The following is a 10,526-nucleotide window of genomic DNA, read 5'->3' as shown; positions in this document are numbered from 1 at the left end:
TATGAAAGCATGAGCGGTAGCAACATACTGCGGATTTTCAGGCTTGGTTCAAGGCTTTCAATGAAACGTCAACAGCCCCTAGTTGTAATTCTGTCATACAATACTTTAGCGCCATGCTAACAGTAATTGACCTATCCTTTAAACTAAGATTAAACAATGCATTCAGGCGCTCAATTGCAGCCCCCTGTTGAGACTGATTTCTGTTATTAATTCGTTCAATTTTTTCATCCAACCAATGACACTGGCAACAGGAAACAAAGGATATTAGACGCTTCACTCCACCCAGAAAGGCCAATATTTTTTTGTTGCCCTCTCCAACCAGGAATTGATTACCATCATAACGCACCACATCCTGAGAGGATTCATTATTTTCCACACTGGATAGCGTATGAAACAACCTATTAACTGCTACAAAATCCACAACCCACCTGATATTACAAAGCTTTACTTCATTGGATGTAGACTATGGATATTTCTTTTAGTTCCCAGAAAAATGATCGTTAGGACAAAGGTAATGAAGTTGAAGGCTTGTTATTTAATCACTGCCAACACATATTACCGCTGGCAGTGATACCCCATGCTACCTAATGCAGCGGCAAAATCCGGCGTAAACCTGCATCCTTCAGAATGGACGCCAGTGGTGCTGTATAGGTCAGGTACTGCACTTCCCGTCCCTGGTAACGCACCGGACCATGGGCGACTTCCGGCCCCACATGGCCGGGCTGCAGGTGGAAAGACCGCGCCAGACGTGCGCCATCACTGGTGGCACACAATCCACCGATATGACGAATCGACTCCAGGTATTTGCCAGCATAATGGGCCATCTCGATCAGCAGCAAGGCAGCCGCAATCTTGCTGGCGCCATACAGAGAATAGATATAAAGCCCATGAGGCTCTTCCGGCGGTACGATATCGCTGTTACGAATCTCAGCCTCTTCCATTTCACCATGGATCAGCCGCCCATAGATATCTTCTGCCAGTGGCAATGCAATCAGATGACCGAAATAGTGGTTGAACTTCGTACTGACAACACTCAGCACATTACTATGCCCGATCCAGCCATGCAGGAGTTCATGACTGACCGGCAATCCCGCTTCAAAAATGGAATGATCATAATCCAGGATCAATTCAATGAACGGATCATCCACATCGCTGCCGGATAAGTGGCGCACTTCGTATTTGCGGTTTTCCTTCTCAGGGAAGGTCCCCACCTTGCTGCCCAGCTTGGGAGAATTAAGGTAATGCCTGATCAGGTATCCCACAGATTGTTCGGTACTCAACAGGTTGGGACGCGCTGAACGGAATGGCAGCACCTGATCCGCATCATCCTGAAAAAAGTGGATGACATGACGTTGCCGTTCCAACGTAGGCTCCGTGGTTCCCCGCTCCCAGCGACTGATGGTCACTGAGTCGATCCCCCCCAGGGTGGTTGAATGACATGACAACGCCAGCGCGAGCCGGTCCTGTGTCAGTGCGTTGTCCCTTCGTCTTCGCTTTAGGTAAGACCCGAAATTTTCCAGCATCCGTAACACCTTAATCCCGTAGCAATACCGGGCAGATGCAGTAACCCTTTCTGTTTCGAGTGGTGGGTTATCATTGCCCGGATCAGGCAGCCTAAGATCGGTTTTTCTGCAGGAAACGCCATGGTCATGCGCCTGGCGCCCTGATCACTGACCGCATCATAGCGACCTGCCAAGGCAGAATTATTGAGTTAGGTTAAGTTTTGTGAGGTATTGTGCTGATAGGGACACTATCAGGGATGACCTTGATCCAGGTCATCCCAAGAGGGACTTTAGTTCCGGGTAATGGTACGCAACAGATCCAGTACCGTGACAATACCGACCACCAAACGATCCTCAGTCACCAGAACCCGATGAATATGGCCGCGCACCATGGCATCCACCATTTCGGTCATCGGTGTTTCGGGGGTCACGCTATACACAACAGGTGTCATTATATCTGAGATAAGGACGCCGTCATCGACCGCCTCATGGAAGGCCCGCTGTTCTTCATCAGAGAGTTCACGATCCAATAGCCCCTGATAAAAACTGTCATCCCGCTGGGCGAGATCAAGCAAACCGGAACCGGTCTGGCGAACAATATCCGTCAGTGTGACCACCCCGGTCAGACGACCGGCTTCATCCACCACCGGTGCACCGGAGATCGCGTTATCGGTGAGAAAGCGTGAGAGACGGTCAACGGACCAGTCAAGGGGGACAGTACGGACGTCACGGGTCATCACATCAGCGGCGGTCATTTGCCGCCAGTCGCTATCGGTTGTGCCGGCTGTATCCGTACCAAAAGAATCAAGCGAAAGCATCGTTAGCCTCCTGTAGTCCAGGGATTCGCAGCTTGCGAACAAAAAGTGCCGGCCTGCTACTGACTGCGTAAAGGCACGCTCCACTTGCGATTGATCTTATTCTTCGCTGCTTGCAGACTCAGTATTGCACTTCCGCGAAAGCTATTATTGACCCATATCAACAGACAGGCCTACCTACAAAAACGAGCAGATTTAGCGTGTACAAGAGTATGGTATTAAGAAATGAGGGCGTCAAATTCGTAAGTATATGAATGCTGACTCCAGCAATGGTGGATAAAATTTATTGTTGGCAATTTTAGTCAGGCATTAAAACAAAAAATCCTGCTTTTTTAAAATCAAAACACGATTAAATTTGTCTAATTTATTTCCCCACATCTTAAAGTCATCGAATAAGGACATATATGCAGGTTTCTGGTGAGTATATTGACACACATTTATCCATTCGACCGAATATCGTTAGAAGTCGACGTCCGCTCTGGCGATCTCGATCACTGGATCAGTTAAACAACGTACAAGCTTACATTCTCAGAGAAGAAAACTTTAGAGAGCCAAGAACAGGTGATCTAGATTCATGGTGCAGCGCATTAACAAGTATTCATACACGATCACCACATCCTATTCAAACGGAAATAACATCAGACGTTATTATTATGGATAGTGACAGCAGTGATAGTTTTCATAGCGCACAATCAGAATCCCAAAGGATACGTGCACCATTGGAACAAGCAGGACGACATATTCAAAGACATAATGAACGCGATTATGCCGATAAAGGTGGCGGGTCAGACATACGTGATGCAATAACGTACAATATCTTGGCTTCTACTATAGGCGCTGATGTACTCGCCTATTATGGCTACGACTGGCTTGCAGCGGCTTTAATGCTCTTCATGGTAGTCTTAGGTCTACTTGAGGGATGTTATACATGTGCAGAATACCTCGATAAGTACAATGCAGGCGCTACAGCCCATATTGAAAGTCGCTGGTTTCATACCCCATGCAAACGCATACACCGGTTTTTCAAAAAAATCGGGCAAAAATCAGCATTCATCAATAATTTCGCCAAAATATTTTGTGTACTTTACCGCCCGGTTTGCTTTATAGGCTCGCTCGGAACAGGAGGCGGAGACTTTATTCAACATATCTATAATGGTTTCACAAGACTGCATTTCCCTAACGCTGCAGACATTGGATCCTCATTAGCCATCATTCTCACTACTGTCATAGGGTTAACGTATTATTGTTACAAACACTGCAGTCAAAATACACCTAGCAGGAATACGCCAACAATAAGCAATCAGGCGGCCGCTGAGACCAGAGCAGCCTGACCATTTTGTCAGCATTAAACAGAAGAGTCTTCACCAATGCGACTGGCTATCGCACTGTGCTGATCGCGGTATTTGGCATTCTTGCGTTTGTTGTAGGGCTTATCCGCCGCACCGGTCATGGTTTCAAAATTGATGGCACCGATGGTCATCCCCGGGCGCAGGGCGATCGGCAACTTGCCGCCATTGACAAACTCCAGCACGATCTGACCACTCCAACCCGGATCAATTCGGTGCGCTGTCACATGCACCATCAGGCCCAGTCTCGCCAGGGAAGAACGGCCATCCAGCCAGCCCACCAGGTCATCGGGCAAGCCAACGGATTCACAGGTCACCGCAAGCGCCAGCTCCCCGGGATGCAGAAAGAAGGCTTCCTTCTCGCCCAGAATGATCTCCTTACTCATGATGGAGTTAAGGGTCTGATCAATCTGTTCCCGTGAGCCACTCAGGTCCACATAAGGCGCGGCATGGTCATTAAAGACCCGGAAGCTGTTACCCAAGGTCAAATCCACACTGATACCGGAGATCTGATCCGGTGTAGGCCGGGGCTCGATCACGATCCGGCCGCTGTCCAGACAGGCTTCTATGTCACGATCACATAGCCGCATGGTTCACAATTCCTTAGTCATCACTGATGCTGATGGTCGGCGCCGCCGGCGCCTGACGGTTTCTGACAGAAAGCCTGGCCGCCATTCGGCGGGCCAACTCACGGTAGGTCATGGCAATCTCGCCATCCGGTTCGGCAATCACGGAAGGGTTGCCGCCGTCGGCCTGTTCGCGAATACGCAGGGTCAGCGGCAGGGAGGCCAGCAACTCAGTATCATATTCGTTGGCCAATACAGTTCCACCACCTTCGCCAAACAGGTGTTCCGTATGACCACAGTTCGTGCAGGTATGGGTCGCCATGTTTTCCACAACGCCCAGTACCGGTACATCCACCTTGCGAAACATCTCGATCCCTTTACGGGCATCCAGCAACGCCAGATCCTGTGGGGTGGTGACAATCACACTGCCCGCCACCGGTACCCGCTGCGCCAGGGTCAGCTGGATATCCCCGGTACCCGGCGGCATGTCGACAATCAGGTAATCCAGATTATCCCAGCGCGTCTGGGTCAACAGCTGCTGCAGGGCACCGCTGACCATGGGACCACGCCAGACCATCGGCGTGTTTTCTGTCACCAGAAACGCCATGGACATCACCTGAACACCATGGGCTTCAATAGGAACAAAGAATTGCTGTTCGCCTTCGGTGACGACATCAGGTCGAACCCCCTCGGCAATACCAAACATCAACCCCTGGCTTGGACCATAGATGTCCGCATCCAGCACACCCACGCGAGCCCCTTCCGCAGCCAGCGCCAGCGCCAGGTTGGCTGTGGTCGTCGACTTACCCACGCCGCCTTTGCCAGAAGCAACGGCAATAATATTGCGGATGCCAGACATCGCTGGCAAGTTGCCCTGGGTCGGCATGGATTCCACATGCCACGCCAGAGCGACTTCGGCCTTCGTCACTCCGGGCAGGTCTTCCAGGTAATCCTGGAGAATCCGGGTAATCCCTGCCGAAAGCCCCTCGCAGGGATAACCCATGAAAAGATCCACACGCACCTGTCCACCTTCGATACGAATCTCTCGCACACACCCGGCGGTGATCAGATCCATCCCCAGATAAGGGTCGTGATACTGTTGCAGTACCTGCTCAATCATTGTTCTGTTGATGACGTCCGACATACCTATTCCAGTCAGTGATTCACTCATGCGCCGGCAATGCTTCAACCCAGCGCAACAACCCTGCCAATTAGCCCCGGGTTAATTTTTCCTTGAGGGACAAAAACGTCGCGCGACCGCCTTTCGGGTCGATTCCCTGCTCTTTCATCAGCGCCTGCTGCTGTTTCCGGGCAGCCTCCTCTATGCGATCTGCATTCGTTCGGGCCTGGGTATTTTCCAACGCCCGGGTAATCTCTGCTTCCAGATCCTCGCCATCCAGAACCCGGTTGCAGAGAATCTCGTAGTTCCGCTCAAAGACCGGAAACGCGGTTTCCTGAGGTTCGCCACGAATCATGAACCACCCGGTCTCTCGCGCCGCCAGGTAGACCGCGAGGTGAGACCAGCCATAATCCCGGGTCTGGGACGGTGCATTGCAGGCCTCGTAATACGCCTGCAGTGGCTCCTTCAGGCCGTATTCATCAAACCGCAGCTTGCACAACTCCCGGATATCGGCGAGATCCGGGAAGAAACGGGTGTTATCAATGGCTTTCTTGGCAGCCCGCAGGATCCGGCGGGGACTGAACTCCTTGAGCGATTGCAGCCAAACGCTCTTGGCCCGGGCCTGGTCTTCCGCTGTGGGAAACGCCCGCCGGAATTTCAGCGGAAACGCATCCTCCAACAGGGTGAACAGGGTATTGATGGCGTACTCATGCTCACGCCCCGGACGGACTGAGGACTCAGTCTTCGTCGAGGTCGATTCGGTACGCGTCTGACCAGCTCGTGTCAGTGAGCTTTTCAGCTGTTGATCGATGACTTTCCCGGCCTCCTTCACTCTGCTGACGCCTCCACTGATAAATGACATGGTTCTTGAAACGGTTCTGCCAGGCCTTGCGGGCTTCCCCCGTCTCCAGCCAGTACAGCTTGAAATCCGGCAGCTGGCCGAGGGTAAACTCCGGCGGAATGCCGTGATGCAGCTGCAGGAACTGAATATACCTTGAGTCCGGCTCAAAGTCTTCCGGCAAGGGCTGCACCCGGGCGCCCTCCCTCACCTCGCGGTTCTCGGCAAACACCGGATGCGTCGGCGAGTCATCACCGCCTTCATCCATGATCTGGAAGAGCGGCTTATCCTGCTCGTAAGCCCTGCGGCCCGGCGCCTTGTAGCCCTTTGACATCAGTAAACCATAACCCCTGACAGCACTCCCGGCCGCCTTGACTGTTACTTTAACTATAAACGCTCATTCTACTGCGGCGGGTGAGACCGGCGCCATAGTATTTTCCCGACACAGGTCTATCGGCCGCACCCACTCACTGCCATGTCTGTTATAGCAACGAATTTACGACTTTTGTCTAGCCCCCCCTAACCTGCACTGGAAACTTATCCCGTTCTCGCCTGTCTAAATTCATATCAAAAAAGCATGGATTCCCGCCCAATAAATCGGGGTTTCAAAACAAGCATTACGGTCTTAACAGGAGTGCGGCATGGCAACAGGACGACCCCTATTTCACCGACTCTTTATGGGTGTTTTACTGGTATTGATGCTGCCTTTAGCAGCGTATGCCCTTCCCCCTACCCAGGCTATCTCGTCGGACAGTGTGACGATAAAACTGGAACATGACGGTTCAAATTATTACCGATTCACGGCAGGGGAATATCACTACCGTTTTCTATGGGATGGTGGTCCTACCCAACTTAAAATCCATGGCATCCAAGGGTATGACACCAATGGCACCCTCATTGACTATGCACCGGCAGAAGGCGCCAAAGAAGGTGTCCCCGCCCCGGATCTGGAACTGTCTTTCCGAGGTGTAGGGGACGCACGTTACGCCAGTACCGATGTTTTTCGTATACCCGCATCCTTTTACCTTAACAGGCAAATCGACCATATTGCCGTGGACTTCTCTGTGGTTGATGGCCGTATGAGCATCGGCCCCTGGCTCCCCATGAGAAGCGACTGGAGCGATGCTTCATCAGTCAGCCAGCACCTCCAGCTATTACTGTGGTGATTGTCTCCCCCTACTTGATATAGACCGCTCTGCCCCCCCCTGTCAGTGATCCTGACATTACTGCATGAGTCCCTGTGATGACGCACATGTATGCGAACTACAGGTCCGCCTATTGGTCAGAGTTTTTACCGGAATCATCTACACACCCGATCTTTCCAAACGTTTTCCCGATCCGGAAAGGGACACGTTTCAGTCAGGATGATCAGGTCAACAAGGAGACAAAACCATGTCAAATCACAAGCGATGGCTAAAACAAATAGGCGTTTTTTTAATACTGACCCTACCCTCCATGGTTATGGGATTGCCACCGAAAATCGTACAATCCGCCAGAGAAGTGAATCTCGTTGCAACCCCGATAGGAAGCCGCTCGTATCAAGTGATTGCCGGCCCCTATGGATACAGGTTTCTATGGGACAGCGGCCCCGTCGAAATCATTTTACATGCCATTCATGGTTACGATCTGGATGGCAATAAGGTAGTTTCACTTCCTGCAGGGGTTCTTTACTACGATATCTATTTTGAGCGCCTTGTGGACATGCCCTCTGAACCAGAATTACTGTTGAAGTTCATTGGCAATGGGACTGCCCGTTACGCAGAAACCCTGCCGTTGTTCCGAATACCTGAGCAGTTTTACAGCGACAGCATGATTCAGCATGTATCGGCAGAATTCTCTGTTGTGGATGGCCGCATGAGCATCGGTCCATGGCTATCCATGCTGACAGACTGGGGCGACGAATCGTCTGTTCTCAACAATATTGAAATCCTTCTTTGGTAACCTTTTAGCCTGCCCCCCATGGAAGAACAGGCATAACGTGTCATTTAGTGTCCGGATAGGGCTTCCAGCGATGCACTATCCAACGCTTACGGCTAACAACAGTTTCCGTGTCTGCTGACAGCGGCATATAATGGCGGCTTTGCGCCTTATGCGCCCCCTGTAGACCGGAGCAAGTCTGATTCCCCATGTCTGATCAATGCAAAAAACGCAAAATCCTCGTCACCAGTGCCCTCCCCTATGCTAACGGTCCACTGCACATGGGCCATCTGGTGGAATACATTCAGACCGATATCTGGGCCCGGTTCCAGAAGCAGCGTGGCCATACCTGCACCTACGTCTGCGCCGATGACGCCCACGGCACCGCCATCAGTCTGCATGCCGAAAAGCAGGGCATGACACCGGAAGAGTCCGTTGCACTGATCAACAAGGAACGTATCCGGGATTTTGGCGAATTTCATGTTGCATTCGACAACTATTACAGCACCCATTCCGAGGAGAACCGGGTACTGTCCGACTCTATCTACAAGGCACTGCGAGACAAAGGTCATATTGCCACCCGCACCATCATCCAGGCCTATGACCCTGAAAAGCAGATGTTTCTAGCGGACCGCTACATCAAGGGCGAGTGTCCTAATTGTGGCTCGCCTGACCAGTACGGCGACAACTGTGAAAAATGCGGCGCAACCTATACACCGGCCGAATTGAAAAACGCCTTTTCCACGATTTCAGGCGCCAAGCCGATCGACAAGGAATCCGAGCATTTTTTCTTCAAGCTGACTGACTTCCAGGATTTCCTGAAAGTCTGGACCCGCAGTGGCACCATCCAGACTGAAATCGCCAATAAACTGGCCGAGTGGCTGGACGCTGGCCTGCAGGACTGGGACATCTCCCGCGACGCCCCCTACTTCGGCTTCGAAATTCCTGACGCGCCCGGCAAATACTTCTACGTCTGGCTGGATGCGCCCATCGGCTACATGGCCAGCTTCCAGAACCTGTGCAACCGCCGTGACGACCTGGATTTCGACGAATACTGGAAAGCCGACAGCGATTGTGAAGTGCACCACTTTATCGGCAAGGACATCGTCAATTTCCACTGCCTGTTCTGGCCCGCCATGCTGACCGGTGCCAACTACCGCACCCCGACCAAAGTCAGCGTGCACGGCTACCTGACCGTCAATGGCGAGAAGATGTCCAAATCCCGCGGCACGTTCATCACCGCGCGGACGTACCTGGACCACCTGAACCCGGAATACCTGCGTTACTACTATGCCGCCAAACTCTCCAGCCGGATTGATGATCTCGACTTGAACCTGGAAGACTTTGTCCAGCGGGTGAACAGTGACCTGGTGGGTAAAGTGGTCAATATCGCCAGCCGTAACGCCGGCTTTATCCACAAGCGGTTTGACGACATGCTGTCCGCCAACGACGCAGCCCCAGAACTGACCAAAGCCTTCATGGCGGCCAGCGAAACCATCGCCGAGCACTATGAAAACCGGGAATTCGGCAAGGCCATGCGTGAAGTCATGGCGCTGGCTGACCAGGCCAATGCCTGGATTGATGAGGTCAAGCCCTGGGTCATCGCCAAGGAAGAAGGCAAGGATCAGGAGCTGCACGACATCAGCACAGCCGGCATTAACCTGTTCCGCCTGCTGCTGATTTACCTCAAGCCCGTACTCCCCGCGATGGCTGAAAATGCTGAAGCCTTCCTGCAGTGCGGCGAACTGAGCTGGGACGATAGCCAGACCCTGCTACTGAACCATAAGATCAATAAATTCAAACCGTTGATGATCCGTGTGGAAAGCGACCGGGTCAACGGGATGATTGACGCCAGTAAGGAGGCTTTAAAAATGGCCGACACCAAGACCGAAACAGCAGAAGACAACGCTGCCGAAGACACCTCAGGCAAATGGCTGAAAGAAGAACCCATCGGCGAGCAGATCGAATTCGGTGATTTTGCCAAGGTGGACCTGCGCATTGCCAAAATCGTCAATGCCGAACAGGTAGAGGGTGCGGACAAGCTGATCCAGCTCACTCTGGATATCGGTGGTGAAACCCGCAATGTCTTTGCCGGTATCAAGGCGGCCTACAGCCCCGAAGCCCTGGTTGGCAAACACACTGTCATGGTGGCCAACCTGAAACCACGCAAAATGAAGTTTGGCATGAGCGAAGGCATGGTGCTGGCTGCCGGCCCTGGTGGCGCTGATCTGTGGATCCTTGAGCCCCACGATGGCGCCGAACCGGGCATGCGGGTGATGTAACTCAGAGATAAAGTCTACGGGAGGCTAATAGCTAATTAGACCTCCCAATCATTTATTCTTTTACCTGATTACCACTGTGGCTCAGCCAGCTTGAGAAGCCTTGCTGGCATGGGGCAGGTTCGCGCAGCCATGTAACCCAG

The 10,526-nt window shown here is 52.2% G+C and carries 11 protein-coding genes; 4 read left to right on the top strand and 7 right to left on the bottom strand.

Annotated features, from left to right (window positions below; all coding sequences use genetic code 11):
• Positions 1–37: 37 nt before the first annotated feature.
• The 3 genes from ABD892_RS13540 to ABD892_RS13530 form a co-directional block, all read right to left on the bottom strand.
• Complete coding sequence (locus ABD892_RS13540) at positions 38–421, bottom strand: hypothetical protein (protein ID WP_345196313.1); 384 nt, start codon at positions 419–421, stop codon at positions 38–40.
• Positions 422–584: 163 nt separating this feature from the next.
• Complete coding sequence (locus tag ABD892_RS13535) at positions 585–1,523, bottom strand: helix-turn-helix domain-containing protein (protein WP_345196311.1); 939 nt, start codon at positions 1,521–1,523, stop codon at positions 585–587.
• A 269-nt stretch (positions 1,524–1,792) separates the two neighbouring features.
• On the bottom strand, positions 1,793–2,320 hold the full coding sequence (locus tag ABD892_RS13530; protein ID WP_345196310.1) for a CBS domain-containing protein: 528 nt from the start codon (positions 2,318–2,320) through the stop codon (positions 1,793–1,795).
• A gap of 401 nt (positions 2,321–2,721) precedes the next feature.
• Between ABD892_RS13530 and ABD892_RS13525 the strand changes: the two genes are divergently transcribed.
• Positions 2,722–3,648, top strand: a complete 927-nt coding sequence (locus ABD892_RS13525; RefSeq protein WP_345196309.1) for a hypothetical protein — start codon at positions 2,722–2,724, stop codon at positions 3,646–3,648.
• 14 nt (positions 3,649–3,662) lie between these two features.
• Here ABD892_RS13525 and dcd read toward each other — a convergent pair whose 3' ends face one another.
• The 4 genes from dcd to ABD892_RS13505 form a co-directional block, all read right to left on the bottom strand.
• A complete protein-coding gene (gene dcd / locus ABD892_RS13520; protein ID WP_345196307.1) occupies positions 3,663–4,253 on the bottom strand; it encodes a dCTP deaminase in 591 nt (196 codons plus the stop codon).
• Between the two features lie 13 nt (positions 4,254–4,266).
• Complete coding sequence (gene apbC, locus ABD892_RS13515) at positions 4,267–5,373, bottom strand: iron-sulfur cluster carrier protein ApbC (RefSeq protein WP_345196306.1); 1,107 nt, start codon at positions 5,371–5,373, stop codon at positions 4,267–4,269.
• Between the two features lie 67 nt (positions 5,374–5,440).
• Entirely contained in the window at positions 5,441–6,181 is a 741-nt protein-coding gene (locus ABD892_RS13510; RefSeq protein WP_345196305.1) for a replication protein P, read from the bottom strand.
• Complete coding sequence (locus tag ABD892_RS13505; protein WP_345196304.1) at positions 6,087–6,521, bottom strand: DnaT-like ssDNA-binding domain-containing protein; 435 nt, start codon at positions 6,519–6,521, stop codon at positions 6,087–6,089. Before ABD892_RS13505 ends, ABD892_RS13510 begins: the two co-directional genes overlap by 95 nt.
• Before the next feature lie 307 nt (positions 6,522–6,828).
• On the opposite strand from ABD892_RS13505, the gene ABD892_RS13500 reads away from it, so the two are divergent.
• The 3 genes from ABD892_RS13500 to metG all read left to right on the top strand — a co-directional run bounded on the left by ABD892_RS13500 (position 6,829) and on the right by metG (position 10,386).
• On the top strand, positions 6,829–7,353 hold the full coding sequence (locus ABD892_RS13500; protein ID WP_345196303.1) for a hypothetical protein: 525 nt from the start codon (positions 6,829–6,831) through the stop codon (positions 7,351–7,353).
• 226 nt (positions 7,354–7,579) lie between these two features.
• Positions 7,580–8,128: a hypothetical protein gene (locus ABD892_RS13495; RefSeq protein WP_345196302.1), complete on the top strand. Its 549-nt coding sequence runs from the start codon at positions 7,580–7,582 to the stop codon at positions 8,126–8,128.
• 185 nt (positions 8,129–8,313) lie between these two features.
• Positions 8,314–10,386, top strand: coding sequence for a methionine--tRNA ligase (metG, locus tag ABD892_RS13490; protein WP_345196301.1), 2,073 nt, complete (start codon positions 8,314–8,316; stop codon positions 10,384–10,386).
• The last annotated feature ends 140 nt before the right edge of the window (positions 10,387–10,526 follow it).

Source organism: Kistimonas scapharcae (assembly GCF_039540975.1).
In the GTDB taxonomy this organism is placed as follows: domain Bacteria; phylum Pseudomonadota; class Gammaproteobacteria; order Pseudomonadales; family Endozoicomonadaceae; genus Kistimonas; species Kistimonas scapharcae.
Note: the sequence above shows the minus strand (reverse complement) of the source record. Positions and strands in the feature narration are given on the sequence as shown.

What these genes read in the sequence shown, in the direction of transcription:
- ABD892_RS13535 (WP_345196311.1), bottom strand. Translation starts at nt 1,523, where the DNA reads ATGCTGGAAAATTTCGGGTCTTACCTAAAGCGAAGACGAAGGGACAAC.
- ABD892_RS13530 (WP_345196310.1), bottom strand. Translation starts at nt 2,320, where the DNA reads ATGCTTTCGCTTGATTCTTTTGGTACGGATACAGCCGGCACAACCGAT.
- ABD892_RS13525 (WP_345196309.1), top strand. Translation starts at nt 2,722, where the DNA reads ATGCAGGTTTCTGGTGAGTATATTGACACACATTTATCCATTCGACCG.
- dcd (WP_345196307.1), bottom strand. Translation starts at nt 4,253, where the DNA reads ATGCGGCTATGTGATCGTGACATAGAAGCCTGTCTGGACAGCGGCCGG.
- apbC (WP_345196306.1), bottom strand. Translation starts at nt 5,373, where the DNA reads ATGTCGGACGTCATCAACAGAACAATGATTGAGCAGGTACTGCAACAG.
- ABD892_RS13505 (WP_345196304.1), bottom strand. Translation starts at nt 6,521, where the DNA reads ATGTCAAAGGGCTACAAGGCGCCGGGCCGCAGGGCTTACGAGCAGGAT.
- ABD892_RS13500 (WP_345196303.1), top strand. Translation starts at nt 6,829, where the DNA reads ATGGCAACAGGACGACCCCTATTTCACCGACTCTTTATGGGTGTTTTA.
- ABD892_RS13495 (WP_345196302.1), top strand. Translation starts at nt 7,580, where the DNA reads ATGTCAAATCACAAGCGATGGCTAAAACAAATAGGCGTTTTTTTAATA.
- metG (WP_345196301.1), top strand. Translation starts at nt 8,314, where the DNA reads ATGTCTGATCAATGCAAAAAACGCAAAATCCTCGTCACCAGTGCCCTC.